A 25,856-nucleotide genomic window follows, 5' to 3' on the forward strand; every position below is an offset into this window, starting at 1 on the left:
GGCCGAAGCCTCCCTTTCAATGCACGCGTCAGTGAATCAGAACAGTACGCGGCTGCGGATCGTGCCGTTGACGTGCTGCAGCTTCTCCAGCGCCAGATCGGAGTACTCCTTGTCCACATCGATGACGACGTAGCCGACCTTCTCGTTGGTCTGCAGGAACTGGCCGCAGATGTTGATGCCGTTGTCGGCGAACACCTTGTTGATCTCGCTCATCACGCCCGGAATGTTCTGGTGGATGTGCAGCAGACGATGCTTGCCCGGGTGCGATGGCAGGGCCACTTCCGGGAAGTTGACCGAGGACACCGAGGTGCCGTTGTCGCTGTACTTGACCAGCTTCTCGGCCACTTCCAGGCCGATGTTGGCCTGCGCTTCGGCCGTCGAGCCGCCGATGTGCGGGGTCAGGATCACCCGATCCAGGCCGCGCAGCGGGCTTTCGAACTCTTCGTCGTTGGACTTCGGTTCGACCGGGAACACGTCGATGGCGGCGCCGATCAGGTGCTCGTCCTTGATCGCGGCGGCCAGGTGATCCAGTTCGACCACGGTGCCGCGGGCGGCGTTGATCAGGATGCCGCCCTTCTTCATGGCGCGGATTTCCTTCTCGCCGATCATCCACTGGGTGGACGGCAGCTCGGGGACGTGCAGCGAGACGATGTCGCACATGCCCAGCAGCTCGTACAGCGAGCCGATCTGGGTGGCGTTGCCCAGCGGTAGCTTGGTCACCACGTCATAAAAGAAGACCTGCATGCCCAGCGCCTCGGCGAGTACCGAGAGCTGGGTGCCGATGGAGCCGTAGCCGATGATGCCGAGCTTCTTGCCGCGGATCTCGAAGGAGTTGGCGGCCGACTTGATCCAGCCGCCGCGATGGCAGGAGGCGTTCTTCTCCGGGATGCCGCGCAGCAGCAGGATGGCTTCGGCCAGCACCAGCTCGGCCACCGAACGGGTGTTGGAGTAGGGCGCGTTGAATACCGCGATGCCGCGCTCGCGGGCGGCATTCAGGTTGACCTGGTTGGTACCGATGCAGAAGCAGCCGACGGCGATCAGTCTCTTGGCCGCGTCGAAGACCTCTTCGGTGAGCTGGGTGCGCGAGCGGATGCCGATGAAGTGGACGTCGGCGATCTTTTCCTTCAGCTCCTCGCTGGACAGCGCGCCCTTGAGGTACTCGATGTTGGTGTAGCCGGCCGCCTTGAGGGTGTCGACGGCGTTCTGGTGCACGCCTTCGAGAAGAAGAAACTTGATCTTGCTCTTGTCGAGAGAGGTCTGGCTCATCTGCATTAAAACCTTAAGGCCGAAGGATAGGACTGAAGTGTCCAGCGAAGGCTGGCCGACCCGTCATTAGCGGTATCGGGAGTCTGCCGAGGCACGTTTCAAAGGGGTGCGTATGCTAGCATACGAGCCCCGCGAAACACCCCCACCCCTGTGCTGAAGCGTGCTCAGGGTGACCATGAATCGTATGAGAGTTCCCGTGATGACCGACCCCGCCCTGATCGATGAGCTGAAAACCCTGGTCGAGCCCGGCAAAGTGCTGACCGACGCCGATTCGCTGAATGCCTACGGCAAGGACTGGACCAAGCATTTCGCTCCGGCGCCCTCGGCCATCGTCTTCCCCAAGAGCATCGAGCAGGTGCAGGCCATCGTGCGCTGGGCCAACGAGCGCAAGGTCGCGCTGGTGCCCTCGGGCGGCCGCACCGGCCTCTCCGCCGCGGCCGTGGCGGCCAATGGCGAGGTGGTGGTGTCGTTCGACTACATGAACCAGATTCTCGAATTCAACGAGATGGATCGCACCGCGGTCTGCCAGCCCGGTGTGGTCACCGCGCAGCTGCAGCAGTTCGCCGAGGACAAGGGCCTGTACTACCCGGTGGACTTCGCCTCCGCCGGCTCCAGCCAGATCGGCGGCAACATCGGCACCAACGCCGGTGGCATCAAGGTGATCCGCTACGGCATGACCCGCAACTGGGTCGCCGGGATGAAGGTGGTGACCGGCAAGGGCGACGTCCTCGAGCTGAACAAGGACCTGATCAAGAACGCCACCGGCTATGACCTGCGCCAGTTGTTCATCGGCGCCGAGGGCACGCTGGGCTTCGTCGTCGAGGCGACCATGCGCCTGGAACGCCAGCCGACCAACCTCACCGCGCTGGTGCTGGGTACGCCGGATTTCGACTCGATCATGCCGGTCCTGCACGCCTTCCAGGACAAGCTCGACCTGACCGCCTTCGAGTTCTTCTCCGACAAGGCGCTGGCCAAGGTGCTCGGCCGCGGCGACGTGCCGGCACCGTTCGAAACCGATTGCCCGTTCTACGCGCTGCTGGAGTTCGAGGCCACCACCGACGAGCGCGCCGACCAGGCGCTGGCCACCTTCGAGCATTGCGTCGAGCAGGGCTGGGTGCTCGATGGCGTGATGAGCCAGAGCGAGCAGCAGTTGCAGAACCTTTGGAAGCTGCGCGAGTACATCTCCGAGACCATCAGCCACTGGACGCCGTACAAGAACGACATCTCGGTCACCATTGGCAAGGTGCCGGCCTTCCTCAAGGAAATCGACGCCATCGTCGGCGAGCACTATCCGGACTTCGAAATCGTCTGGTTCGGCCACATCGGCGACGGTAACCTGCACCTGAACATCCTCAAGCCGGATGCCATGGACAAGGACGAGTTCTTCGGCAAGTGCGCCACGGTGAACAAGTGGGTGTTCGAGATCGTGCAGAAGTACAACGGCTCGATCTCCGCCGAGCATGGTGTCGGCATGACCAAGCGTGATTACCTGCACTACAGCCGCTCGGCCGCCGAAATCGAGTACATGAAAGCGGTCAAGGCGGTATTCGATCCGAACGGGATCATGAACCCGGGCAAGATCTTCGCGGCCTGAGTGGGCCCACGGATTATCAGGAGTCTTCGATGAGCTACCAGCACCACTACACCGACGGCACGCCGATCCACTACCCGCTGGGCAAGGTGGTCTGCATCGGTCGCAACTATGCCGAGCATGCCAGGGAGCTGAACAACCCGGTGCCGACCGAGCCACTGCTGTTCATCAAACCCGGTAGCTGCACCGTGCCGCTGGAAGGCGGCTTCAGCATTCCGAGCGATCGCGGCGCAGTGCACTACGAAGCGGAAATCGCCGTGCTGATCGGCAAGCCACTGTCACGCAAGCCGAACGAGGAAGAGGTGCGCGATGCCATTTCCGGCTTCGCCCCGGCCCTCGACCTGACCCTGCGCGACGTGCAGGCCAAGCTGAAGGAAAAGGGCCATCCCTGGGAGATCGCCAAGAGCTTCGACGGCGCCTGCGTGCTGGCGCCGTTCGTGCCGGGCGATGCGGTGGCGGACCTCGGCGACATCGGCATCCGCCTGTCCATCAACGCAGAGGTGCGTCAGGACGGCAACAGCAGCCAGATGCTCAACGCCATCCTGCCGCTGTTGCAGCACGTTGCCGGGCACTTCAGCCTGCAGCCGGGCGATGTGGTGCTGACTGGCACGCCGGCCGGTGTCGGCCCACTCAACCAGGGCGACGAGCTGGTGCTGGAGCTGGTCGGGCTGTCGCGCTTCGAGAGCCGCGTGATCTGACCTGCGCGCGGCGGGGCAAGCCCGCCGCGTCTGCTGCTTCTTTTGCGATCCGTTCTCGTGTTGTAATCCGGCACCTTCCGCTGGAACGCTTCTCATGGTTGTCCGTTATTCCCGCTGGCGTCTGTTCACCGCGGCCGTCCTGTTGCTGCTGTTCATCGTCCTGCTCGTCGCCGCTCGTCTGCTGCACTGGGACGACCAGCTGCGGCTGTACTGGGACGAGCGTTCGGTCAGCGCCGAGCAGCGTGCGGCCGGCATCTGGCTTCCGGACTACGAACTGACGCTGGAGACCACTCTGGCCGGCCTGGAGAAGGCCGAGACTTCGGGCCTGACCTGGAATCCGCTGACCGGCACGCTGTTTACCGTCACCGGCGAGCAACTGGTCGAGTTCACGCCGACCGGCGTGGTGCTGCGTCGGGTCGCGCTGAACGGCTTTGCCGATCCCGAGGCCGTGGAGGCGCTGGGCGATGGCCGCCTGGCGATCGTCGACGAGCGCCGCCGAATGGTCGCGGTGTTCTTCCTCGAGCCGGGGGTGGAGAGCCTCGACCTGGATAGCATGGCCAGCTACGACCTGGGTTTCGCCGAAGCCGGCAACAAGGGCTTCGAGGGACTGGCCTGGAACCCGCGCACGCAACGCCTGCTGCTGGCCAAGGAGCGTGATCCGCAGGGGCTGTTCGAGCTGCCGTTTCCCGGCGAGGACGGCAGCATCGGTGCGCTGGAGGCGTTGCCTGACCAGCCGTTGCTGGTGCGCGACATTTCCTCGGTCACCATCGATCCGCGCAGCGGTCATACCCTGATGCTTTCCGACGAGTCGCGGCTGCTGGTGGAGCTGGACCTGCAGGGTCGGCCGCGCAGCTTCATCAGCCTGTTCGGTGGTCTAAACGGGCTGGTCCAGGGCATCGAGCAGGCCGAAGGCGTCGCGATGGATGCCGAGGGCAACATCTACGTGGTTGGCGAGCCCAACCGCTTCTACGTGTTCAGTCGCAAGCGCTGAAGCCTGCTTCATTAAGCTTGATGTAATTCGGGACGAGCACAATCCCGCCTCCAATTAGAAGAATAAGTGGGAATTATGCGTGCATTGAAAATGCATATGGTCGTGTTACTGGGGGCGGCGCTGCTGTCAGGGGTTGGCGCTGGTATTCATTACCGGCTGTTCGAACGTGGCTGGTTTCATCTCGGCCAATGGCATCAGGGCGAGCAGCGCCAGGAGACCGCCTTGTGGCTACCCGACTATCAGGCCACGATCCAGGGCAAGCGAGTCGACGGCATCGACGACGATCTCTCGGCGCTGACTTTCGATCCGGACCGCAACAGCCTGATCGCCGTCACCAACGGCAACCCGCAGTGGCTCGAGCTCAGCCTCGAAGGCGAGCTGCTGCGGACGATCCCCCTCGTTGGTTTCCGCGACCCGGAGGCCATCGAGTACATTTCCGAAGGGGTGTACGTGATCAGCGACGAGCGTCTGCAGCGGTTGCTGCGCGTCGAAGTGAACGAGCAGACCATGGTCATCGACGCAGCGCAGGCGTCGCAGCTTTCGCTGGGAATCGACGTCAACGGCAACAAGGGCTTCGAGGGCCTGGCCTACGATACGGCGGGCAAGCGACTGTTCGTCGCCAAGGAACGCAATCCGGTACGTATCTACGAAATCTCCGGCTTCCCCTATGCCGCGCCGAAACCCTCGGTGCATATCAATGAGCACGACGCCCGGCTGTTCGTGCGGGACCTGTCCAGCTTGCAGTTCGACGAGCAGACCGGCCATCTGCTGGCGCTGTCCGACGAGTCGCGGCTGGTCGTGGAGCTGGACCGCAGCGGGCAGCCGCTCAGCAGCCTGTCGTTGAGTGCCGGCAAGCATGGACTGCAGCACGACGTGCCGCAGGCAGAAGGCATTGCCATGGGAGCGGACGGCGCGCTCTATCTGGTCAGCGAGCCGAACCTCTTCTATGTGTTCCGCAAGTGACCCGCGAGGCCCGGTCCGGCGCCCGGCCGGCCGTGCCTAACGCGCGACCCGGCATCAGCGCTCGAGCATCTGCACGCCGTCCTTGGTGCCGAGTAGCAGCAGGTCGGCCGGGCGCATGGCGAACAGGCCGTTGCTGACCACGCCGACGATGTTGTTGATCTGCGCTTCCAGTTCCGGCGCGAAGCCGATCAGCAGGTTGTGCACGTCGAGGATGACGTTGCCGTTGTCGGTCACCACGCCGTCGCGGTAGACCGGGTCGCCGCCCAATTTGACCAGCTCGCGGGCCACGTGGCTGCGCGCCATCGGGATGACTTCCACCGGCAGTGGGAAGCTGCCCAACTGCTCGACCAGCTTGCTCGCATCGGCGATGCAGATGAAGGTCTTGGCCACCGCCGCGACGATCTTTTCGCGGGTCAGGGCTGCGCCACCGCCCTTGATCAGCTCCAGGTGCTTGTTGGCTTCGTCGGCGCCATCGACGTAGAACTCCAGTTCGCTCACCGAGTTGAGGTCGTAGACCGGAATGCCGTGTCCCTTCAGGCGCTCGGCGGTGGCTTCGGAGCTGGCGACGGCACCATCGAAGAAGCCCTTGTGCCTGGCCAGCAGGTCAATGAAGAAGTTGGCCGTGGAGCCGGTGCCCACGCCGACGATGCTGCGGTCGGTCAGTTTGGGAACGATGTGGTCGACGGCGGCCTGGGCGACGGCCTGCTTGAGCTGATCCTGGGTCATGGAAGGAATCCGGGCGGAAGAACGAGGCGTGGAGTATAGCGCTCGGCTGGCGGTGGGTCTTGGCCGCTGTGGCTTGGCCGCGGATTGCCGGTGGTCGGCGAGGCGGTCGCGGGAGTAGACTCCCCGTTCCACGCAATGCCCGCCAAGATAGCCAGAATGCTCGAACATTACGTCAAGAAGATCCTCACCTCCCGCGTCTACGACGTCGCCATCGAAACCCCGCTGCAGCCCGCCCGCCAGCTTTCCGAGCGTATCGGCAACCAGATTCTGCTCAAGCGCGAGGATCTGCAGCCGGTGTTCTCCTTCAAGGTCCGTGGTGCCTACAACAAGCTGGCGCAACTGTCGCCCGAGGAACTGGCGCGCGGTGTGGTCACGGCCTCGGCCGGCAATCACGCGCAGGGCGTTGCGCTGGCGGCCAAGCAGCTGGGGATCAAGGCGACCATCGTCATGCCGCGTACCACGCCGGAGCTGAAGGTCCAGGGCGTGCGCGCCCGCGGCGGCAAGGTGGTGCTGCATGGCGATGCCTTTCCCGAGGCGCTGGCCTACTCGCTGAAGCTGGTGGAAGAGAAGGGCTACGTCTACATCCATCCCTACGACGATCCCGACGTGATCGCCGGCCAGGGCACGGTGGCGATGGAAATCCTGCGCCAGCACCAGGGACCGATCGATGCCATCTTCGTGCCGGTGGGCGGCGGCGGGCTGGTGGCCGGCATCGCTGCCTACGTGAAATACCTCTATCCGCAGATCCGGGTGATCGGAGTCGAGCCGGACGACTCCAACTGCCTGCAGGCAGCCATGGCGGCCGGTGAGCGCGTGGTGCTCGAGCAGGTCGGGCTGTTCGCCGATGGCGTGGCGGTGGCGCAGATCGGCCAGCACACCTTCGATATCTGCAAGCAGCATGTCGACGAGGTGATCACCGTCAGTACCGACGAGATCTGCGCTGCGATCAAGGACATCTACGACGACACCCGCTCGATCACCGAGCCGGCCGGTGCGCTGGCCGTGGCCGGGATCAAGAAATACGTCGAGCGCGATGGCGTCAGTGGCCGGGTGCTGGTGGGCATCGATTCCGGTGCGAACGTCAATTTCGATCGCTTGCGCCACGTCGCCGAGCGTGCCGAACTGGGCGAGAAGCGCGAGGCGATCATCGCTGTGACCATTCCCGAGCAGCCGGGCAGCTTCAAGGCCTTCTGCGAAGCCATCGGCAAGCGGCAGATCACCGAGTTCAACTACCGCTACCACACCGACCGCGAGGCGCACATCTTCGTCGGCGTGCAGACCCATCCGGAGAGCGACCCGCGCGCGGCGCTGGTCCAGGGGCTGCGCGACAAGGGCTTTCCGGTCCTCGACCTGACCGACAACGAGCTGGCCAAGCTGCACACACGGCACATGGTCGGCGGCCATGCGGCCGGGGTCAGCGACGAGATGGTGCTGCGCTTCGAGTTTCCCGAGCGACCCGGAGCGCTGTTCAACTTCCTCAACAAGCTGGGCGGGCGCTGGAACATCTCCATGTTCCACTACCGCAACCACGGTGCAGCCGATGGTCGGGTGGTTGTCGGCTTGCAGGTGCCCACCGGCGAGCGCCATCTGGTGCCGGCGGCGCTGGACAAGATCGGCTACCGCTACTGGGACGAAAGCGAGAATCCGGCCTACAAGCTGTTTCTCGGCTAAGCGAACTCAAAGGAAGGCAAATGGACCACTACCTCACCCTCAGAATCATTCATGGCGCGACTGCAGTGCTGTTGCTGCTGGGTGTCATCGTGCATCTGCTGATGCTGTGGAAGGCCGGCCGCGGCAGCGACCAGGCCGTGCTGCAACGCAAGCTGCAGCGCACCCGCCGTATGTCGCTGCCGTTGCTCGCCGTGATCGGCCTGTCGCTGCCGGTGACCGGTTGGTGGCTGACGCACCTGGCCGGCCTGCCGCTGGGACAGCTGTGGCTGCTGGCCAGCTCCGTGCTGTTCCTGGCGCTGATTCCGCTGGTCCTGCTGCTGGCCGGTCGCCTCGCCGCCTGGCAGGCGCCGGGCAGCACAACGGCGGGACGCAATGCCGGCATCTACGCCGTGCTGATCCTGCTGCTGTTGCTGGCGATCACCGCGCTGATGGGGGCCAAGCCAGTCTGAGATCGGGCGGCGCTGAACGGAGCCTCGGCTTGCCTCAGCGCAGCGAGATGATCTGCCAGCCGCGCTCCGTGGCGATCTGGCGCAGGATCGGGTCCGGGTCCACCGCCACCGGATGGGTCACGCGCTGCAGCAACGGCAGGTCATTGCGCGAATCGCTGTAGAAGTAGCTGCCTTCCAGGGATTGCTCGGTTTCCGCGAGCCAGCGCTCGATCCGCTGGACCTTGCCTTCCTGAAAGCAGGGAATGTCGGTCAGGCGTCCGGTGTAGCGGCCATCATGCATCTCGCACTCGGTCGCCAGCAGGGTGTCGACGCCCAGTCGCGCGGCGATCGGGCCGGTGATGAAGCGGTTGGTGGCAGTGATGATCACCACCTTGTCGCCGGCTTGCAGATGCTGGCGCAGCAGCGCCTCGCCCTTGCTCAGCACGATCGGCTCGATGAAATCGCGCATGAACTCCTCGTGCCACTGCTGCAGCTGCGGCATTTCGCTGCGGCCGAGCAGTTCCTGGCAGAAATTCTGGTACGCATGCACGTCGAGGTTGCCGGCCAGGTAGTCCTGATAGAAGGCGTCGTTGCGAGCCTTGTAGCTGCTTGCATCGACGATCCCGCGCTGGCACAGGTATTCGCCCCAGGCGTGGTCGCTGTCACCAGCCAGCAGGGTATTGTCGAGATCGAATAGGGCCAGGCGCACGGTCGGTTTTCCTCAAGGATGATCAGGTCGGTGCCAAGCATAACGGTTAGGCCTGCCGGCGGGCAGTCTCGACGCAGCTGGTCGCTGGCGTCGCAGGCACTGGCTGAATGGCGGCTTGCCGCGCTTTCGGCTTGTCGCGGTTTTGTGGAACAATGCCGCGACATGCGTCTGCGAGGTTGTATGCCGTGATCGATTCCGATGGTTTTCGCCCCAATGTCGGCATCATCCTGACCAATGATGTCGGTCAGGTGCTGTGGGCCAGGCGGATCAATCAGGACGCCTGGCAGTTCCCGCAGGGGGGCATCAATGCCCGTGAGGCGCCGGAAGAAGCGCTGTTTCGCGAACTCAACGAAGAAGTCGGCCTGGAAGAGCAGGATGTGAAGATCCTCGCCTGCACCCGTGGCTGGTTGCGCTATCGTCTGCCGCAGCGTCTGGTGCGTACCCACAGCCAGCCGTTGTGCATCGGCCAGAAACAGAAGTGGTTCCTGCTGCGCCTGACCGGTGCCGAAGAACGTGTGCGCATGGACCTGACCGGCAAGCCGGAGTTCGACGGCTGGCGCTGGGTCAGCTACTGGTACCCGCTGGGGCAGGTGGTCACCTTCAAGCGCGAGGTCTATCGTCGCGCACTTAAAGAACTCGCACCGCGTTTGCCGGTGCGGGACTGAGATTCGGGGAGAAAGCCTCTGAGCATGCTCGGCACGCTGCGCAAGATTGTCCAGGAAGTGAATGCCGCCAAGGACCTCAAGGCGGCGTTGGGCATCATCGTGCTGAGAGTCAGGGAGGCCATGGGCAGCCAGGTCTGCTCGGTCTATCTGCTCGATCCGGAAACCGAGCGTTTCGTCCTGATGGCCACCGAAGGGCTCAACAAGCGCGCCATCGGCAAGGTCAGCATGGCGCCCAACGAGGGCCTGGTGGGCCTGGTCGGCACCCGTGAGGAGCCGCTCAACCTCGAGCATGCTTCCGAACATCCGCGCTATCGCTACTTCGCCGAAACCGGCGAGGAGCGTTATGCCTCCTTCCTCGGCGCGCCGATCATCCACCATCGGCGGGTGATGGGAGTGCTGGTCATCCAGCAGAAGGAGCGCCGCCAGTTCGACGAGGGAGAGGAAGCCTTCCTGGTGACCATGAGTGCCCAGCTCGCCGGCGTCATCGCCCATGCCGAGGCGACCGGCTCGATCCGTGGCCTTGGCCGGCAGGGCAAGGGCATCCAGGAAACCCGTTTCATCGGCATTCCTGGCGCGCCGGGCGCGGCGGTCGGGACGGCGCTGGTGGTACTGCCGCCGGCCGATCTGGATGTGGTGCCGGACAAGCACGTCGACAACATCGAGGCCGAGTTGGCGCTGTTCGAAGCCGCGCTGGAGGCTGTGCGTGGCGACATGCGCAATCTCTCCGAGAAACTCGCCACGCAGATGCGCAAGGAAGAGCGCGCACTGTTCGACGTGTACCTGATGATGCTCGACGACTCGGCCCTCGGTGGCGAGGTCAGCAAGGTGATCCGTACCGGTCAGTGGGCGCAGGGCGCGCTGCGGCAGGTGGTTACCGAGCATGTGCGGCGCTTCGAAATGATGGACGACGCCTATCTGCGCGAGCGGGCGTCGGACGTCAAGGACATCGGCCGGCGCCTGCTTGCCTATCTGCAGGAAGCCCGCCAGCAGACCCTGACCTATCCCGACAAGACCATCCTGGTCAGCGAGGAGCTGTCACCGGCGATGCTTGGCGAAGTGCCCGAAGGCAAGCTGGTGGGCATGGTTTCCGTACTCGGCTCGAGCAACTCCCACGTTGCCATTCTCGCCCGCGCCATGGGCATTCCCACGGTGATGGGGGCGGTGGACCTGCCGTACTCCAAGGTCGATGGCATCGAGCTGATCATCGACGGTTACCGCGGCGAGATCATCACCAACCCCGGCAAGGTGCTGCGTGAGCAGTACGAGGTGCTCGCCGAGCAGGAGCGCCAGCTCTCCGAGGGGCTCGACGTGCTGCGCGAGTTGCCCTGCGAGACCACCGACGGCCATCGCATACCACTCTGGGTCAATACCGGGCTGCTTGCCGATGTGGTGCGTGCTCAGGAGCGTGGCGCCGAGGGCGTTGGCCTGTATCGCACCGAAGTGCCATTCATGCTCAAGGAGCGCTTTCCCAGCGAGAAGGAGCAGATGGCGATCTACCGCGAGCAGCTGGAAGCTTTCCACCCGCTGCCGGTAACCATGCGCAGTCTCGATATCGGCGGTGACAAGTGCCTGCCGTATTTCCCGATCAAGGAAGAAAACCCCTTCCTCGGCTGGCGCGGTATCCGCGTCACCCTCGATCATCCCGAGATCTTCCTGCTGCAGACCCGCGCCATGCTCAAGGCCAGCGCCGGGCTCGACAACCTGCGCATCCTGCTGCCGATGATTTCCGGCATCCGCGAGCTGGAGGAGGCGCTGCATCTGATCCACCGTGCCTGGTGCGAGGTGCGCGACGAGGGGCTGGACGTGATCATGCCGCCGGTCGGCGTGATGATCGAGGTGCCCGCGGCGGTCTACCTGACCCGTGAGCTGGCGCGCATGGCGGACTTCATTTCGGTCGGCTCCAACGACCTGACGCAGTATCTGCTGGCGGTCGACCGCAACAACCCGCGCGTCGCCGATCTCTACGACTACCTGCATCCCGCCGTGCTCGAAGCATTGCAGCGGGTGGTCAAGGAGGCCCATAGCGAGGGCAAGCCGGTGAGCATCTGTGGCGAAATGGCCGGAGATCCGGCAGCGGCCATGCTGCTACTGGCCATGGGTTTCGACAGTCTGTCGATGAACGCCACCAACCTGCCCAAGGTGAAGTGGCTGCTACGCCAGGTCAGCATGGATGCCGCCCAGCAGCTGCTGGCGCGGGTCATGCTCCTGGACAGCCCGCAGGTCATCCACAGTACGGTCCAGCTGACCTTGCGCAACCTTGGCCTGAGCAAGCTGATCAATCCCTCCGCGGCGGTCTGAGCCGCGGCTCGCCGTTCAGCGCGATGGCGGGTGGCGGTAGCGTACTTCTCCCAGCAGACCTGGCGGACCGAAACTGCGTTCGACGATTTCCAGGGCGCCGTCGGCATGGCGGATCAGTGCGGTACTGGCCCGTGTGCCATAGTCCGCACTGGCGATGAAAATGCTCGACAGTCGCCGCTCCCACTCCAGCGGTACACCGGTCTGCGGCAGTTCATGGTCGGCCGCTGGATGGGGGTCGGCGAGCAGCATCAGCAACCGCTCCGGGGCCGGCTGGTCGAGTTCGTCGGCTAGTGCTTCGCGGGCTTTCTTCAGTTTGGGCCAGGGCGTGTTCAGCGCCGCGTTGGAGAGCCCGTAGACGCCGCTTTCGAGCGCTTGCGGCCTGCCTGTATGAGCGTTCAGGTACCACAGCTCGTTACGATCACCGAGCAGCAGGTTGAACCCGGCATACTCGTCGCGGTGGTCGGCCAGCGCGGCGACGTAGTCCCCTGGCGACTGCTGGCCACGCAGGAACCGCTCGGGCAGTTCGCCGCGCGAACGGCGGCCGGCCGGTTGTCCGGGCGCGCGGATGTTGGTCACCGCGGCGAAGCGGCCGTCGGCGGTTGCGGCCATCCACGTCCCGCCAGCCTGCAGGTCACGCCCACCGATGATCCAGGGCGCATCCTCCCAGGGAGCCAATGGCAGGCTAGGGCGGGCGTGGAATTCGTCGCGGTTGGCGGCGACCACCAGCGGCTGGGCGTGGCCGGGACGCCAGGCGAAAACGATCAGGCACATAGGGAGCCGGAAAAGCCGTCGAGGGCTGGAGGCTAGACGAAAACCCAGGGGCTGCGCCAGCAGGTGATGCAGTCAGGGTCCCATGCCTCGCAACCGGCAACAGTAGCGGATGATTTTTCGCAAAGCCTCCAGCCCCAGCCTCCAGCCCGATTTTCAGCTAACATGCCGCTTTGTTTCGCCGGGACGGGGCACATGGAGTTTCTGCTGTATCTGCTGCTGGGCGGCTTCGCCGGCTTGCTGGCCGGGCTGTTCGGCGTTGGCGGCGGGCTGATCATCGTGCCGGTGCTGGTATTCAGTTTCAGTGCCCAGGGCTTTTCGCAGGAGATCCTCACCCACCTGGCGGTTGGAACGTCGCTGGCGACCATCGTCTTCACCTCGGTCAACTCGATTCTCACCCATCATCGCCTGGGCGCCGTGCGCTGGCCGACGGTGCTCTGGATGACCTTCGGCATCCTGCTCGGCGCGGCGCTGGGCAGCCTGACCGCGGCAGCGATCCAGGGGCCGATGCTGCAGAAGATCATCGGCGTGTTCGCCCTGGCGATGGCGCTGCAGATGGGACTCGATCTACGACCGAAGGCCACTGGCCACGCGCCGGGACGACCGGAGCTGTCGCTGGTCGGCGTGGTGATCGGCTGGGCCTCGGCGATTTTCGGCATCGGTGGCGGCTCGCTGTCGGTGCCCTACCTGACCTGGCGCAGTGTGCCGATGCAGCAGGCAGTGGCGACCTCGGCGGCCTGCGGTCTGCCGATCGCCATCGCCGGGGCGCTGAGTTTCATGGTGGTCGGCTGGCACGAGCCGCAGCTGCCGGACTGGAGCCTGGGTTTCGTCTATCTGCCGGCCATGCTGGGTATCGCCGCCACCAGCATGTTCTTTGCACGGCTCGGCGCGACGCTGGCGCACCGGCTGTCGGCCAAGGTTTTGAAACGGCTGTTCGCTCTGCTGTTGCTGAGCGTCGGCATCAATTTTCTGGTTTGAGGAGTAACCGATGCTGCCCTATCCGCAGATCGATCCGGTGGCGATATCCATCGGCCCCTTGCAGATTCACTGGTACGGCCTGATGTATCTGATCGGCATCGGCGGTGCCTGGTGGCTGGCCTCGTTGCGGGTGCAGCGCTTCGCACCCGAATGGTCGAAGGACAAGCTGTCCGACCTGGTGTTCTGGGTGGCGATGGGCGTGATCGTCGGGGGGCGGCTGGGTTACGTGCTGTTCTACGATCTGGCCGCCTACGTCCATCAGCCGAGCCTGATCCTGCAGGTGTGGAAGGGCGGCATGTCGTTCCATGGCGGTTTGATCGGCGTGCTGCTGTGCAGCTGGATCTTCGCCCGGCGCAACGGCAAGAGCTTCTTCGAACTGATGGACTTCATCGCGCCGTTCGTGCCGATCGGCCTCGGTGCCGGGCGCATCGGCAACTTCATCAATGCCGAGCTGTGGGGCAAGGCCAGCGATGTGCCCTGGGCGATGGTCTTTCCGACCGATCCGCAGCAGCTGGCTCGGCACCCGTCGCAGCTCTACCAGTTCGCCCTGGAAGGGGTGGCGCTGTTCGTCATCCTCTGGCTTTACTCGCGCAAGCCGCGGCCGACCATGGCGGTGTCCGGGCTGTTCGCGGTGTGCTACGGCATCTTCCGCTTCATCGTCGAGTTCGTCCGCGTGCCGGACGCGCAGCTGGGTTATCTGGCGTTCGGCTGGCTGACCATGGGCCAGGTGCTCTGCGTGCCCATGGTTCTGCTGGGCGTCGGCATGATCGCCTGGGCCTATCGCCGCGACGCGACCAAGGCCGTGGTCTGATCCGCCAGGGAGCGCGGCTTGTCGCCATGAGGGCGACAAGCCGGCCCCGGCCTTTTACTATTCGCGCAGCCTTTTCACCGCGCTTCGGCGCCCGCTTCGAGTCAATCGATGAAACAGTATCTCGACCTGATGCGCCACGTGCGCGAACACGGCACCTTCAAGACCGACCGCACCGGCACCGGCACCTACAGCGTGTTCGGCCATCAGATGCGCTTCGACCTGGCCGAAGGCTTTCCGCTGGTCACCACCAAGAAGTGTCACCTGAAATCCATCATCCACGAGCTGCTGTGGTTCCTTCAGGGCGACACCAACATCAAGTACCTGCAGGAAAACGGCGTACGCATCTGGGATGAGTGGGCCGACGAGAACGGCGAGCTGGGCCCGGTCTACGGCTACCAGTGGCGTTCGTGGCCGGCACCGAACGGTGAATCCATCGACCAGATCGCCAACCTGCTGGCGATGATCAGGAAGAATCCGGACTCGCGTCGCCTTATCGTCTCGGCCTGGAACCCGGCGCTGGTCGAGCAGATGGCGCTGCCGCCGTGCCATGCGTTGTTCCAGTTCTACGTCGCCGACGGCAAGCTCAGCTGCCAGCTGTACCAGCGCTCGGCCGACATCTTCCTCGGCGTGCCCTTCAACATCGCCAGCTACGCGCTGCTGACGCTGATGGTGGCGCAGGTCTGCGACCTGCAGCCGGGCGAGTTCATCTGGAGTGGCGGCGATTGCCATCTGTACGCCAACCATCTGGAGCAGGCCGACCTGCAGCTGACCCGCGAGCCGCTGCCGCTGCCGACCATGAAGCTCAATCCGGACGTCAAGGACCTGTTCGCCTTCCGCTTCGAGGACTTCGAACTGGTCGGCTACGAAGCGCATCCGCACATCAAGGCGCCCGTCGCCGTCTGACTTTGGTCGGGTTTGCCGTTGCGGATAACCCGACTGTCACATTAGCCGTATAGACTCGACCGCTCAGGGATACTTTGGGAGGCGAGTCATGCGCAGGGTCGTGTTCAATCAGAAGGGCGGTGTCGGCAAGTCGAGCATCGCCTGCAACCTGGCAGCGGTCAGCGCATCGCAGGGTTATCGCACGCTGGTGGTGGATCTCGATGCCCAGGCCAACTCCACGCATTACCTGACCGGACTGACCGGTGATGACGTTCCCACCGGCATCGCCGACTTCTTCAAGCAGATCCTCGCCGGCGGTACGGCTGGCAAGAAGGCGCGCCCGCCGATCCTGGAAACCGCCTTCGACAACCTGCACCTGATCAGCGCCACCGCCGAGCTGGCTGACCTGCAGCCCAAGCTGGAGGCCAAGCACAAGATCAACAAGCTGCGCAAACTGCTCGAAGTCCTCGCCGAAGATTACGATCGAATCTACCTCGATACGCCGCCCGCGCTGAACTTCTACACCGTGTCGGCACTGATCGCTGCCGATCGCTGCCTGATTCCTTTCGACTGCGACAGCTTCTCGCGGCAGGCGCTATACGGCCTGCTGGGGGAGATCGAAGAGTTGAAGGAAGACCACAACGAGACGCTCGAGGTCGAGGGCATCGTGGTCAACCAGTTCCAGCCACGGGCCGCGTTGCCGCAGCAGATGATCGACGAACTGCTGAGCGAAGGACTGCCGGTGCTGCCGGTCAACCTGATGAGTTCGGTGAAGATGCGCGAGTCGCACCAGGCCTGCATGCCGCTGGTCTACCTGGATCCTCGGCACAAGTTGAGCCAGCAGTTCGTCGAGCTGCACGACCTGCTCGAAGCGAACGGCTGAAGCGGCCCGGACTGCGCCTGGCGGCTTCAGTCGTCGGCACGCCGCTCCAGCTTCTTGCCCAGCCGTGACGCGTACAGCTCGCCGATCATCCCGCGACGGAACACCAGTACGCAGACCATGAAGATGATCCCGGTGACCAGCGTCACCGGCAGTTCCGAGGTGGCGAAGTAGTTGCCCAGCGTGGTCACCAGGGCGGCGCCGAACACCGGTCCGACCAGGGTGCCGATGCCGCCCAGCAGGGTCATCAGCACCACCTCGCCGGACATCTGCCAGCTGACGTCGGTCAGCGTGGCGAACTGGAACACCAGCGCCTTCAACCCGCCGGCCAGCCCGGCCAGCGCGGCGGACATGACGAAGGCTCCGAGCTTGTAACGCGACACCGAATAGCCGAGGGAAATGGCGCGGTTCTCGTTCTCGCGGATCGAGCGCAGGATCATGCCGTACGGCGAGTTGATCACGCGCCAGATCAGCAGCATCCCGGCGAGAAACACCGCGAGCACGAAGAAGTACATGTACAGCGGCTCCTGCAGATCGATGAAGCCGAACAGGTGCCCGCGCGGAATGTTCTGAATGCCGTCCTCGCCATGGGTGAAGGGCGCCTGCAGGCAGAAGAAAAAGAACATCTGCGACAGCGCCAGGGTGATCATCGTCGAGTAGATGCCCTGCCGGCGGATCGCCAGGAAGCCGATGATCAGCCCGAGAAACGCCGCACCGCCGACGCCGACGAGAAGGCCAAGTTCTGGCGGCAGTCCCCACTCCTTAACCGCGTGCGCGGTGAAATACGCCGCGCCGCCGAAGAACGCTGCGTGGCCGAAGGAGAGAATGCCGGTGTAGCCGAGCAGCAGGTTGAAGGCGCAGGCGAAGAGGGCGAAGCACAGCACCTTCATCAGGAAGATCGGGTAGAAGTAGAACGGTGCCAGCGCCAGCGCGACCACGCCGCTCAGGATCAGCACGGTCTCCAGGCGCAGCAGCGGGCGTTTGGTGGTAGGCGTGACGTTCACCGGGCTGTTCATCAGGCGTCCCTCCCCATCAGGCCGGCCGGCCGCACCAGCAGCACGATCGCCATGATCACGAAGATCACGATATTCGACGCTTCCGGGTAAAACACCTTGGTCAGTCCCTCGAGAATGCCCAGCATGTAGCCAGTGATGATGGCGCCGAGAATCGAGCCCATGCCGCCGACCACCACCACGGCGAACACCACGATGATCAGGTTCGAGCCCATCAGCGGGCTGACCTGGTAGATCGGCGCGGCGAGCATGCCAGCGAGGCCGGCCAGCGCCGCGCCCATGCCATAGGTGAAGGTCAGCAGCAACGGCACGTTGATGCCGAAGGTGCGCACCAGCGTCGGGTTCTCGGTGGCGGCGCGCAGGTAGGCGCCGAGCTTGGTCTTCTCGATCAGCAGCCAGCTGGCGAGGCAGATCACCAGCGAGGCCAGCACCACCCAGGCGCGGTACTTGGGCAGGAACATGAAGCCCAGGTTGTAGCCGCCGGCCAGTTCTTTCGGCACGGCGTAGGGTTGCCCGGAGGAGCCGTAGAAGTAGCGGAACGCGCCTTCCAGGGCGAGCGCCAGGCCGAAGGTGAAGAGCAGGCTGTATAGGTGGTCGAGGTTGTACAGCCGCGACAGCGCCAGGCGCTCGATCACCGCACTGCACAGGCCGACGATGATCGGCGCGAGGATCAGCGCCGGCCAGTAGCCGATGCCGAGGGTCGCCAGCAGCAGGTAGCCGGCGAAGGCGCCGATCATGTACTGCGCGCCGTGGGCGAAGTTGATGATCTTCAGCATGCCGAAGATGATCGCCAGGCCCAGGCTGAGCATGGCGTAGAACGAGCCGTTGATCAGACCGATCAGCAACTGACCGAGGAAGGCCTGGATCGGTACATCGAAAATCGTCGTCATCAGACCCCCAGGGCTTCGTTGAGCATGCTCATGCGGCCGGGCAGATCGGCGACGTCGAAGGTGTCGATGACCTTGCCGTGGTCGACCACGTAGAAGCGGTCGGCGACCTTGCTGGCGAAGCGGAAGTTCTGCTCCACAAGCAGGATGGTCATGCCGCGCTGCTTGAGTGTCTGCAGCACCTCGCCGATGCGCTGGATGATTACCGGCGCCAGACCTTCGGTGGGTTCGTCGAGCAGCAGCAGCCTGGCGCCGGTACGCAGGATGCGCGCCATGGCCAGCATCTGCTGCTCGCCGCCGGAAAGCTTGGTGCCGGGGCTCTTGCGGCGTTCCTCGAGGTTGGGGAACAGCTGGTAGATCTCAGCCAGGGTCATGCCGCCCTTGGCGATCACCGGCGGCAGGGTGAGGTTTTCCTCCACCGTCAGCGTGGAAAAGATGCCGCGTTCTTCCGGTACATAGCCGATGCCGTGGCGGGCGGTGCGGTGTAGCGGTACACGCAGCATGTCCTTGCCATCGAAGCGGATGCTGCCGCTGCGCTTGCGGATAATGCCGACGATCGAGCGCAACGCGGTGGTCTTGCCGACGCCGTTGCGGCCGAGCAGGGTCACCGTCTCGCCCTGCTGCACGTCCAGATCGATGCCGTGCAGGGCATGGCTTTCGCCATACCAGGCGTTGAGGTCGCGCACGCTGAGCAAGGGTTCAGTCATCGTCGGTCCCCATGTAGGCCACGCGCACGCGCTCGTCCTGGCTGACCGTGCGGTAGTCGCCGGAGGTAAGGATTTCGCCGCGCTGCAGCACGGTCACCTGATGGCAGAGGTCGGCGACCACCTTGAGGTTGTGCTCGACCATCAGCACCGCGCGCTGGGTGGCGACCTCGCGGATGATCTCGGCGACCACGTGCACATCCTCGTGCCCCATCCCGGCCATGGGTTCGTCCAGCAGCAGCACCTTGGGTTCCAGCGCCAGGGTGGTGGCGATCTCCAGCACGCGCTTGCGCCCGTAGGACAGATCAGCGGCCAGCTCGTTGCGCTTGTCGGCCAGGCCGACCGACTCGATCAGCTGCATGGCGCGTTCGTTGAGGCGATTCAGCGAACGCATCGGCAGCCAGAACTGCGTGGCCAGCCCGCCCGGGCGCTGCAGGGCCACGCGCACGTTGTCCAGCACGGAGAGGTGCGGGAACACCGCCGAGATCTGGAACGAGCGCACCAGCCCCATGCGCGCCACCCTGGCCGGGTCGGTACGGGTGATGTCATGGTCGAGCAGGCGAATGGTCCCGCTGGTGGGCTGCAGGAACTTGGTCAGCAGGTTGAACACCGTGGTCTTGCCTGCGCCGTTGGGCCCGATCAGGGCGTGCACCCGTGCATGACGCACGTCCAGGTCGACATTGTTGACCGCGACGAAGCCGCCGAACTCTTTGCGCAGGCCTCGGGCAGAGAGCATCACCGGCGCGTCCGTGGCTGCGCCGGCGGACGGTCCGCCTGCGTTCAGGCCTTGCGCTGCGGCCATGCTCACTGCCCGACCAGATCGCAGCCACTTTCGGCCGGATCGATATAGGCCTCATTGCCCGGTACGGTCGCCAGCACCTTGTAGTAGTCCCACTCGCGCTTGCTTTCCTCGGGCTTCTTCACCTCCATCAGGTAGACGTCGCTGATCAGCCGGCCGTTGGCGCCGACCTTGGCGTTACGCGCGAAGACATCGTCCACCGGCATCTCGTGCATCGCCTTGGCGACCGGTTCGGTGGCATCGGTGCCGGCTTTCTCGATGGCCTTGAGGTACTGCATCACGCCGGAATAGGTGCCGGCGTGGATCATGTTCGGCATGCGCCCGGTGCGCTTGAAGAAGCGCTCGCCGAACTCGCGGGACTTGTCGTCGCGGTCCCAGTAAAAACTCTCGGTCAGGGTCAGCCCCTGGGCGGCGTCGAGGCCCAGGCCATGCACTTCGGCGAGGGTGAACAGCAGCGCGGCGAGGCGCTGGCCGCCGGCGACGATGCCAAACTCGGCGGCCTGCTTGATGCTGTTGGCGGTGTCCAGGCCGGCGTTGGCCAGGCCGATGACCTTGGCCCCGGAGGATTGCGCCTGCAAGAGGAACGAGGAGTAGTCGGTGCTCGCCAGCGGATGGCGCACCGCACCCTTGACCTCGCCGCCCTTGGATTTGACGAACTTGCCGGTCTGCTCTTCCAGCGAATAGCCGAAGGCGTAGTCGGCGGTGAGGAAATACCAGCTGTCGCCGCCCTGGGACACCAGCGCACCGCCGGTGCCGACCGCCAGCGCATGGGTGTCGTAGGCCCAGTGGAACCCATAGGGCGAGCATTGCTTGCCGGTCAGCTCCGTGGTGGCGGCGCCGGTCACCAGGTTGATCTTCTTCTTGCTCTTGGAAATGCCCTGTACCGCCAGCGCCACCGAGGAAGTGGTCAGCTCCATGATCGCGTCGACCTGCTCGCGGTCGTACCACTGGCGCGAGATGTTGGAGGCGATGTCCGGCTTGTTCTGGTGATCGGCGGTGACGACCTCGATGGGGGCATCCAGGACCTTGCCGCCGAAGTCCTCGGCCGCCATCTTCGCCGCCTCGAACGACCACTTGCCGCCGAAGTCGGCATATACGCCGGACTGGTCGTTGAGGATGCCGATCTTCACCTTGCCGTCGGAAATCTCGGCCGAGGCGGGGACGGTAACCGCGGCCGTCAGGGTTGCCGCTGCGATTGCTGAAAGCTTCATGCGAATCTCCTTGCACGGATTGCTCGGCATACGGACTCGCCCCATACGAAGCGAGGCGTATGGAGTGGGTTAGGGAAAAGCTGCGCAGGTCGGTGAATGCGCTGCTGCTGGAGTCGCTCGCACAGCAATAGCGGGTGATTGCCAGGGGACAGCGGGGATCGGACGGCGCCAGGTGCCGGGTGACGCCGTCAGGTCGTCGATCCCGGCCGAGTCGCTGGGTGAGGGGCCGGGCCGGAAACGGATCGAAGCAGGGCACATGGGCGTCTTCGTCTTATTGTTGTTCTGGCTCTAAACGTAGCAGGGGTTTGCCGGGACGCAACCCGGACGATACGGATAGGCTCGGAGCTGGCGACCCCGTGTGTGCAAATGGCATGGACCGGCATGGGTTGCTCAGCGAGCGATCAGGATGTCGCAGGGCGGCTGGTCGAGAAATTGCCGGGCCAGACTGCCCAGCAGCGCGCTGCTCAATTCGCCCCGGCTGTGGCTGCCCAGTGCCAGCAGCTGCGGCTGCAGGTCGCGCAGGGCGGCGTCCATGCAATTGCTGCGTTCGCCCTGACAGAGGCTATGGCTCAGCAGCGCGCCAGTGTCGGGCAGTTGCTGCTGGATGTCCTCGACCAATTGATCGAACAGCTCCTGCTGCAGTGCCAGGCCTTCCCGATCCGGACCGTGAACCTCGGCCATCTCGTGCACGTGCAGGGCATGCAGTTCGGCGCCATCGCCCAGCAGTTCCCAGGCGCACTGCATGGCGCGGGTGGCACAGCGGGAAAAGTCCAGCGCCGCGACGGCGCGCCCATACGCCGCGTCCGCGGGGATCGTTGCCAGCAACAGCGCCGCCGGACTATCGAGCAGCACGCGCTCCAGCATGGTGCCGGCGAACCCCTGGGTGGAGCCCCGATGGTGCCGGCCCAGCACCAGCAGGTCCGCTTCCAGTCCCTGGGCCTGGGTCAGGATTTCTTCCGCGGGATGGCCACGGCGAACCCAGGGCTCGCCGTTGCCCAGGCCGTTTTGCTGCAGGCGGGTCTGCAGCAAGGCCCGGGCAGCCTGTTCATCGATGTCGCCTTCGCGTGAGTCGAACACATGCAGCAGGCTGATGCGGGCACCGGTCCGTCGCGCCAGTTGCGCGCCGCGCCGCAGAGCCAGGTCGGCCTCCGGGCTGAGGTCATGAGCGACGAGAATGTGTTGGATCATGGCGACCTCGCGAGGCTGGCGAAAGCCGCAAGTATGCCGCGCCGGCACAGTGCTGTCCCGCTCCCGGCGGGCTGTCCCGGGCCCGCTTGGTGCGCCAACTTGGCGGTGAGTGGTCACTGCTGCTTTTGTCGATCCCGCCGTGCGGATATGCTTGCCGACATTCGAGCAGGAGTGAAGGATGAGCAAGGTCAGTGTGCTGGTAGTGGATGACGCACCCTTTATCCGCGATCTGGTGAAGAAGGCGCTTCGCAGCCAATTTCCCGGTATTCGCATCGAGGATGCAGTGAACGGGCGCAAGGCCCAGCAGATGCTCACCCGCGAGCGCTTCGATCTGATTCTCTGCGACTGGGAAATGCCAGAAATGTCGGGGCTGGAACTGCTGACATGGTGCCGCGCGCAGGACGCGCTGAAATCCGCGCCTTTCATCATGGTGACCAGCCGTGGCGACAAGGAAAACGTGGTGCAGGCGATCCAGGCTGGCGTATCGGACTTCATCGGCAAACCGTTTTCCAACGAACAGCTCACCGGCAAGGTGCGCAAGGCGCTGGGCCGTGCCGGCAAACTGGATGCGCTGGCTGCCAGTGCACCGGTCAGGAGCATGGCTACCGGCATGGCCAACGACTCCCTCGCCGCGCTGACCGGCGGCAAGGCGGAGCCACGTCCCGCTGCGTCGCCTGCGCAACCCAAGGCAGCACCCTTGCTGCAACCCGCTGCGCCAGCTCCCGCTGTAGCGCCATCCGGACGAGGGCAGGGGCAGCTGCGCCTGGCCAATGGCAGCGTCGCCTGCGTCATCAAGACGCTGAGCCTCAAGGAGGCGCTGCTGGTGGTCAAGCGCGGCGAGCAGCTACCGCAGGTGCTGGAAAGTGCCGTGCTCGATCTTGATCTCGAACAGGGCGAGGGCAGCGAGATCGCCCGCCTCAACGGCTATCTGCACGCTGTCGCGGCCTTCGAGCCGAAGCCCGACAGCGAGTGGCTGCAGCTATCGTTCCGCTTCGTCGACCGCGATCCCCAGAAGCTCGACTATCTGTCGCGGCTCATCGCCCGCGGCACGGCGCAGCGGCACTTCGTCCCGGGCGCCTGAGCGGCTCTGCCGGGCGACCGTTCGGCGCCTGGCAGTTCGCACAACCCGACCGGCATCACACCCCGACGGTCGGTGGCTCGCACAGGCCAGTCGCCACTGCTAGTCTTTGCGCTCCAACACCCTAATCACTAGAAATCTGCCGTTATGCTGGGGCGCATTCTTCTGTTGCTCGGGCTGCCACTGCTGGCCACGCCGGCACTGGCCCTGACCATCTACAAGTACACCGATGCCAACGGGGTCGTGACGTACAGCGATCAGGCCGCGCCTGGCGCCCAGGTCTTCGTCTTCCGTGACCGCATGGTGGAAAAGCTCGACACCCAGGTCAGGCTGGAAACCCGCAAGCACGCTGCCGGCGAGACGCTGTTGGTGCGCAACGACCTGTTCGCGCCGGTGGACATCGAGCTGAGCCTGGAAAACGTCGAGAATGCCGTTGGCGCGCCAAACGAGCCGATCCGCTGGGTGCTACCCCCGCGCAGCCAGATTCGCCTCGCCACCCTGGCCCCGCGTGACGCATCCAGGCCGCTGCGATACACCCCCAGGCTGCGCCATGCGCTGGGTGATCCACGCCTGTTGCCCAAGCCCTACAAGTATCCGCTGCCCTGGCGCGGCGGGCCGTTCCGCCTGACCCAGGGCGCCAACGGCCAGTACAGCCACTTTACGCCCAAGGGGCGTTACGCGGTGGACATCGCCATGCCCGAGGGCACGCCCATCGTTGCCGCGCGCGGCGGCATGGTGGTGAAGGTCGAGAACGAGCAGAGCGGGCGCGGTAGAAACCCGGCCGGCAACTTCGTGCGCATCATGCATGACGACGGCACCATGGGCGTCTACCTGCACCTGATGAAGGGTTCGGTGGCGGTGCGCGAGGGCCAGCGCATCGAAACCGGCATGCGCATCGCGCGCTCCGGCAACACCGGCAACAGCACCGGACCGCACCTGCACTTCGTGGTGCAGCGCAACGTCGGGCTGGCCATCGAGTCGATTCCCTTCGACTTCTCGCAGCCCGTCAACAGCCTGCCGAACTTCGCCGTGGGCGGGGAATAACAGCGGCAATCTGCAAGTCACGAGCTTCAAGGAAAGGCAGGAAAAGCGGCTTCAAGCTGCAAGAATAGCTCGACAGGCGTTCGCTGCCGGCTCACACACTGATTCGCTTGCCGCTATAGGTCGGGCCGCGCTGCACCGACCCGACGAGCGGAGTCACTGTGGATGTAAGAAGCTACACCTACCCCACGCTAGCTTGCTGCTGGTTCACCCTGCTTGAGCACCTTGGCCAGCACGATCTTCGGTCCGCGCATCTTCTTGATGACGATCTGCAGGCCTTCGACCTGGAGGACCTCGTCCTCGTCCGGGACGCGCTTGAGCGTTTCGTAGACCAGGCCCGCGAGGGTTTCCGCCTCGACGTGGTCGAGATCGATATCGAGCAGGCGCTCAAGCTTGAACAACGGCGTGTCGCCACGCACCAGCAGCTTGCCGGGCTGGTAGGCGAGCACGCCGCGTTCGGTCTTGCGGTGTTCGTCCTGGATGTCGCCGACCAGCACTTCCAGCACGTCTTCCATGGTCAGGAAGCCGATCACCTTGTGATCGCCTTCCTCGACCAGGACGAAATGCGCACCGCCCTGGCGGAACTGTTCCAGCAGCGTGGCGAGCGGCATGTGTTTGGATACGTGCTCGAGAGGGCGCAGCAGTTCGTTCAGGCAGAAGCGCTCGGCCAGGTGGTCGTCTGCCGCCAGCGCCAGCAGCAGGTCCTTGATGTGCAGCAGGCCGACGTACTCGCCCCGGTCACTGTCGTAGACCGGATAGCGACTGTACTTGTGCCGGCGAATCACCTCGAGAATCTCGGCCAGCGGTGCGTCGTGATCCAGTTGCAACAGGTCTTCGCGGGAGTTGGCCCAGTCGACCACCTCCAGCTCGCTCAGCTCCACCGCCGAGGCCAGCACCTGGATCTGCTGGTTGCCAGGGTCGCGGGCGCGATTGGAGTGCAGGATCAGCTTGAGCTCCTCGCGGCTGTAGTGGTGGTCGTGGTGTGCGCCCGGTTCACCCTGGCCGGCGATGCGCAGGATGGCGTTGGCGCTGGCATTGAGCAGGTAGATGGCCGGGTACATCAGCCAGTAGAAGATGTACAGCGGCACGGCCGTCCAGAGCGACAGCAGTTCGGGCTTGCGGATCGCCCAGGACTTGGGCGCCAGTTCGCCGACGACGATGTGCAGGTAGGAAATGATGAAGAACGCGGTGAAGAAGGCGATGCCGTGTACCAGCGCTGGTGACTCGATGCCGAAGCTCGCTAGCAGTGGTTCGAGCAGGTGGGCGAAGGCCGGCTCGCCGACCCAGCCCAGGCCCAGCGAAGCCAGGGTGATACCCAGCTGGCAGGCGGAGAGGTAGGCGTCGAGCTGCTCGTGCACGGTGCGCAGGATATGTCCGCGCCAGCCATGGCCACTGGCAATGGCTTCCACCTTGGTGGCGCGCAACTTGACCATGGCGAACTCGGCGGCGACGAAGAAGCCGTTGAGCAGGACCAGGAACAGAGCGAAGAGAATCAGGCCGAAATCGGCGAAATAAGAAGAGGCGGCGTAGCTGGGGGAAGGGTCCATGAAGGGGTCTGGTAGTCAATGTCGCGACAGGATGGCGGCGGCGCGCCGGCTTTTCAAGCGCCC

At 64.6% G+C, this 25,856-nt stretch carries 25 protein-coding genes; 14 read left to right on the forward strand and 11 right to left on the reverse strand.

Going from position 1 to position 25,856, the window contains the following annotated elements; genetic code table 11:
- Positions 1-36: 36 nt before the first annotated feature.
- Positions 37-1,266, reverse strand: coding sequence for a phosphoglycerate dehydrogenase (gene serA / locus B597_RS35240; RefSeq protein ID WP_003297319.1), 1,230 nt, complete (start codon positions 1,264-1,266; stop codon positions 37-39).
- Positions 1,267-1,465: 199 nt separating this feature from the next.
- Here serA and B597_RS35245 point away from each other — a divergent pair, with 199 nt between their 5' ends.
- The 4 genes from B597_RS35245 (at position 1,466) to B597_RS35260 (ending at position 5,509) form a co-directional block, all read left to right on the forward strand.
- Positions 1,466-2,860 carry an FAD-binding oxidoreductase gene (locus tag B597_RS35245; RefSeq protein WP_003297320.1) on the forward strand — a complete coding sequence of 465 codons (1,395 nt, stop codon included), beginning with the start codon at positions 1,466-1,468 and terminating at the stop codon, positions 2,858-2,860.
- Between the two features lie 29 nt (positions 2,861-2,889).
- Positions 2,890-3,555 carry a fumarylacetoacetate hydrolase family protein gene (locus B597_RS35250; protein WP_003297322.1) on the forward strand — a complete coding sequence of 222 codons (666 nt, stop codon included), beginning with the start codon at positions 2,890-2,892 and terminating at the stop codon, positions 3,553-3,555.
- A gap of 94 nt (positions 3,556-3,649) precedes the next feature.
- Positions 3,650-4,546 carry an SdiA-regulated domain-containing protein gene (locus B597_RS35255; RefSeq protein WP_003297323.1) on the forward strand — a complete coding sequence of 299 codons (897 nt, stop codon included), beginning with the start codon at positions 3,650-3,652 and terminating at the stop codon, positions 4,544-4,546.
- A gap of 75 nt (positions 4,547-4,621) precedes the next feature.
- Positions 4,622-5,509, forward strand: a complete 888-nt coding sequence (locus B597_RS35260; RefSeq protein ID WP_024162063.1) for an SdiA-regulated domain-containing protein — start codon at positions 4,622-4,624, stop codon at positions 5,507-5,509.
- A gap of 54 nt (positions 5,510-5,563) precedes the next feature.
- Here B597_RS35260 and rpiA read toward each other — a convergent pair whose 3' ends face one another.
- The gene (gene rpiA / locus B597_RS35265; RefSeq protein WP_003297325.1) at positions 5,564-6,235 is read right to left on the reverse strand and encodes a ribose-5-phosphate isomerase RpiA; all 672 of its coding nucleotides are present in this window, start codon (positions 6,233-6,235) and stop codon (positions 5,564-5,566) included.
- 135 nt (positions 6,236-6,370) lie between these two features.
- Between rpiA and ilvA the strand changes: the two genes are divergently transcribed.
- Complete coding sequence (ilvA, locus tag B597_RS35270) at positions 6,371-7,906, forward strand: threonine ammonia-lyase, biosynthetic (RefSeq protein ID WP_082321523.1); 1,536 nt, start codon at positions 6,371-6,373, stop codon at positions 7,904-7,906.
- Positions 7,907-7,926: 20 nt separating this feature from the next.
- On the forward strand, positions 7,927-8,355 hold the full coding sequence (locus B597_RS35275; RefSeq protein ID WP_003297328.1) for a DUF2269 family protein: 429 nt from the start codon (positions 7,927-7,929) through the stop codon (positions 8,353-8,355).
- A 34-nt stretch (positions 8,356-8,389) separates the two neighbouring features.
- Here the strand turns inward: B597_RS35275 and B597_RS35280 are convergent, their stop codons facing one another.
- On the reverse strand, positions 8,390-9,043 hold the full coding sequence (locus B597_RS35280) for a histidinol-phosphatase (protein ID WP_003297330.1): 654 nt from the start codon (positions 9,041-9,043) through the stop codon (positions 8,390-8,392).
- A gap of 185 nt (positions 9,044-9,228) precedes the next feature.
- On the opposite strand from B597_RS35280, the gene B597_RS35285 reads away from it, so the two are divergent.
- Positions 9,229-9,708: an RNA pyrophosphohydrolase gene (locus B597_RS35285; RefSeq protein ID WP_003297331.1), complete on the forward strand. Its 480-nt coding sequence runs from the start codon at positions 9,229-9,231 to the stop codon at positions 9,706-9,708.
- A 24-nt stretch (positions 9,709-9,732) separates the two neighbouring features.
- Entirely contained in the window at positions 9,733-12,006 is a 2,274-nt protein-coding gene (gene ptsP / locus B597_RS35290) for a phosphoenolpyruvate--protein phosphotransferase (RefSeq protein WP_003297332.1), read from the forward strand.
- A 15-nt stretch (positions 12,007-12,021) separates the two neighbouring features.
- Here the strand turns inward: ptsP and B597_RS35295 are convergent, their stop codons facing one another.
- A complete protein-coding gene (locus B597_RS35295; RefSeq protein WP_003297333.1) occupies positions 12,022-12,777 on the reverse strand; it encodes an NRDE family protein in 756 nt (251 codons plus the stop codon).
- 192 nt (positions 12,778-12,969) lie between these two features.
- Between B597_RS35295 and B597_RS35300 the strand changes: the two genes are divergently transcribed.
- The 4 genes from B597_RS35300 to B597_RS35315 all read left to right on the forward strand — a co-directional run bounded on the left by B597_RS35300 (position 12,970) and on the right by B597_RS35315 (position 16,328).
- Positions 12,970-13,752 (forward strand): sulfite exporter TauE/SafE family protein, encoded by a 783-nt coding sequence (locus B597_RS35300; RefSeq protein WP_003297335.1) that lies wholly within the window; start codon positions 12,970-12,972, stop codon positions 13,750-13,752.
- Positions 13,753-13,762: 10 nt separating this feature from the next.
- Entirely contained in the window at positions 13,763-14,563 is an 801-nt protein-coding gene (gene lgt, locus B597_RS35305) for a prolipoprotein diacylglyceryl transferase (protein ID WP_024162064.1), read from the forward strand.
- 108 nt (positions 14,564-14,671) lie between these two features.
- Complete coding sequence (locus B597_RS35310; protein ID WP_003297337.1) at positions 14,672-15,466, forward strand: thymidylate synthase; 795 nt, start codon at positions 14,672-14,674, stop codon at positions 15,464-15,466.
- 88 nt (positions 15,467-15,554) lie between these two features.
- The gene (locus B597_RS35315) at positions 15,555-16,328 is read left to right on the forward strand and encodes a ParA family protein (protein WP_003297338.1); all 774 of its coding nucleotides are present in this window, start codon (positions 15,555-15,557) and stop codon (positions 16,326-16,328) included.
- Between the two features lie 26 nt (positions 16,329-16,354).
- Here B597_RS35315 and B597_RS35320 read toward each other — a convergent pair whose 3' ends face one another.
- The 6 genes from B597_RS35320 to B597_RS35345 all read right to left on the reverse strand — a co-directional run bounded on the left by B597_RS35320 (position 16,355) and on the right by B597_RS35345 (position 22,127).
- Entirely contained in the window at positions 16,355-17,341 is a 987-nt protein-coding gene (locus B597_RS35320; protein ID WP_003297339.1) for a branched-chain amino acid ABC transporter permease, read from the reverse strand.
- On the reverse strand, positions 17,341-18,228 hold the full coding sequence (locus B597_RS35325) for a branched-chain amino acid ABC transporter permease (RefSeq protein WP_003297340.1): 888 nt from the start codon (positions 18,226-18,228) through the stop codon (positions 17,341-17,343). Before B597_RS35325 ends, B597_RS35320 begins: the two co-directional genes overlap by 1 nt.
- Complete coding sequence (locus tag B597_RS35330; protein WP_003297342.1) at positions 18,228-18,932, reverse strand: ABC transporter ATP-binding protein; 705 nt, start codon at positions 18,930-18,932, stop codon at positions 18,228-18,230. Before B597_RS35330 ends, B597_RS35325 begins: the two co-directional genes overlap by 1 nt.
- Positions 18,925-19,731: an ABC transporter ATP-binding protein gene (locus B597_RS35335; protein WP_003297343.1), complete on the reverse strand. Its 807-nt coding sequence runs from the start codon at positions 19,729-19,731 to the stop codon at positions 18,925-18,927. Before B597_RS35335 ends, B597_RS35330 begins: the two co-directional genes overlap by 8 nt.
- A gap of 2 nt (positions 19,732-19,733) precedes the next feature.
- On the reverse strand, positions 19,734-20,939 hold the full coding sequence (locus tag B597_RS35340; RefSeq protein ID WP_003297345.1) for an ABC transporter substrate-binding protein: 1,206 nt from the start codon (positions 20,937-20,939) through the stop codon (positions 19,734-19,736).
- A gap of 390 nt (positions 20,940-21,329) precedes the next feature.
- Complete coding sequence (locus B597_RS35345; RefSeq protein ID WP_003297346.1) at positions 21,330-22,127, reverse strand: universal stress protein; 798 nt, start codon at positions 22,125-22,127, stop codon at positions 21,330-21,332.
- Between the two features lie 178 nt (positions 22,128-22,305).
- Between B597_RS35345 and B597_RS35350 the strand changes: the two genes are divergently transcribed.
- Both B597_RS35350 and B597_RS35355 read left to right on the forward strand, forming a co-directional pair.
- Entirely contained in the window at positions 22,306-23,208 is a 903-nt protein-coding gene (locus B597_RS35350; protein ID WP_003297348.1) for a response regulator, read from the forward strand.
- Positions 23,209-23,352: 144 nt separating this feature from the next.
- Entirely contained in the window at positions 23,353-24,249 is an 897-nt protein-coding gene (locus B597_RS35355) for a peptidoglycan DD-metalloendopeptidase family protein (protein ID WP_003297350.1), read from the forward strand.
- A 188-nt stretch (positions 24,250-24,437) separates the two neighbouring features.
- Here B597_RS35355 and B597_RS35360 read toward each other — a convergent pair whose 3' ends face one another.
- Positions 24,438-25,793, reverse strand: a complete 1,356-nt coding sequence (locus tag B597_RS35360; RefSeq protein WP_003297351.1) for a hemolysin family protein — start codon at positions 25,791-25,793, stop codon at positions 24,438-24,440.
- Positions 25,794-25,856 lie beyond the last annotated feature (63 nt).

It is taken from the genome of Stutzerimonas stutzeri KOS6 (genome assembly GCF_000307775.2).
Classification (GTDB): Bacteria; Pseudomonadota; Gammaproteobacteria; order Pseudomonadales; family Pseudomonadaceae; genus Stutzerimonas; species Stutzerimonas stutzeri_B.

What these genes read in the sequence shown, in the direction of transcription:
- serA (WP_003297319.1), bottom strand. Translation starts at nt 1,266, where the DNA reads ATGAGCCAGACCTCTCTCGACAAGAGCAAGATCAAGTTTCTTCTTCTC.
- B597_RS35245 (WP_003297320.1), top strand. Translation starts at nt 1,466, where the DNA reads ATGACCGACCCCGCCCTGATCGATGAGCTGAAAACCCTGGTCGAGCCC.
- B597_RS35250 (WP_003297322.1), top strand. Translation starts at nt 2,890, where the DNA reads ATGAGCTACCAGCACCACTACACCGACGGCACGCCGATCCACTACCCG.
- B597_RS35255 (WP_003297323.1), top strand. Translation starts at nt 3,650, where the DNA reads ATGGTTGTCCGTTATTCCCGCTGGCGTCTGTTCACCGCGGCCGTCCTG.
- B597_RS35260 (WP_024162063.1), top strand. Translation starts at nt 4,622, where the DNA reads ATGCGTGCATTGAAAATGCATATGGTCGTGTTACTGGGGGCGGCGCTG.
- rpiA (WP_003297325.1), bottom strand. Translation starts at nt 6,235, where the DNA reads ATGACCCAGGATCAGCTCAAGCAGGCCGTCGCCCAGGCCGCCGTCGAC.
- ilvA (WP_082321523.1), top strand. Translation starts at nt 6,371, where the DNA reads ATGCCCGCCAAGATAGCCAGAATGCTCGAACATTACGTCAAGAAGATC.
- B597_RS35275 (WP_003297328.1), top strand. Translation starts at nt 7,927, where the DNA reads ATGGACCACTACCTCACCCTCAGAATCATTCATGGCGCGACTGCAGTG.
- ptsP (WP_003297332.1), top strand. Translation starts at nt 9,733, where the DNA reads ATGCTCGGCACGCTGCGCAAGATTGTCCAGGAAGTGAATGCCGCCAAG.
- B597_RS35295 (WP_003297333.1), bottom strand. Translation starts at nt 12,777, where the DNA reads ATGTGCCTGATCGTTTTCGCCTGGCGTCCCGGCCACGCCCAGCCGCTG.
- B597_RS35300 (WP_003297335.1), top strand. Translation starts at nt 12,970, where the DNA reads ATGGAGTTTCTGCTGTATCTGCTGCTGGGCGGCTTCGCCGGCTTGCTG.
- lgt (WP_024162064.1), top strand. Translation starts at nt 13,763, where the DNA reads ATGCTGCCCTATCCGCAGATCGATCCGGTGGCGATATCCATCGGCCCC.
- B597_RS35310 (WP_003297337.1), top strand. Translation starts at nt 14,672, where the DNA reads ATGAAACAGTATCTCGACCTGATGCGCCACGTGCGCGAACACGGCACC.
- B597_RS35315 (WP_003297338.1), top strand. Translation starts at nt 15,555, where the DNA reads ATGCGCAGGGTCGTGTTCAATCAGAAGGGCGGTGTCGGCAAGTCGAGC.
- B597_RS35320 (WP_003297339.1), bottom strand. Translation starts at nt 17,341, where the DNA reads ATGAACAGCCCGGTGAACGTCACGCCTACCACCAAACGCCCGCTGCTG.
- B597_RS35325 (WP_003297340.1), bottom strand. Translation starts at nt 18,228, where the DNA reads ATGACGACGATTTTCGATGTACCGATCCAGGCCTTCCTCGGTCAGTTG.
- B597_RS35330 (WP_003297342.1), bottom strand. Translation starts at nt 18,932, where the DNA reads ATGACTGAACCCTTGCTCAGCGTGCGCGACCTCAACGCCTGGTATGGC.
- B597_RS35335 (WP_003297343.1), bottom strand. Translation starts at nt 19,731, where the DNA reads ATGGCCGCAGCGCAAGGCCTGAACGCAGGCGGACCGTCCGCCGGCGCA.
- B597_RS35340 (WP_003297345.1), bottom strand. Translation starts at nt 20,939, where the DNA reads ATGAAGCTTTCAGCAATCGCAGCGGCAACCCTGACGGCCGCGGTTACC.
- B597_RS35345 (WP_003297346.1), bottom strand. Translation starts at nt 22,127, where the DNA reads ATGATCCAACACATTCTCGTCGCTCATGACCTCAGCCCGGAGGCCGAC.
- B597_RS35350 (WP_003297348.1), top strand. Translation starts at nt 22,306, where the DNA reads ATGAGCAAGGTCAGTGTGCTGGTAGTGGATGACGCACCCTTTATCCGC.
- B597_RS35355 (WP_003297350.1), top strand. Translation starts at nt 23,353, where the DNA reads ATGCTGGGGCGCATTCTTCTGTTGCTCGGGCTGCCACTGCTGGCCACG.
- B597_RS35360 (WP_003297351.1), bottom strand. Translation starts at nt 25,793, where the DNA reads ATGGACCCTTCCCCCAGCTACGCCGCCTCTTCTTATTTCGCCGATTTC.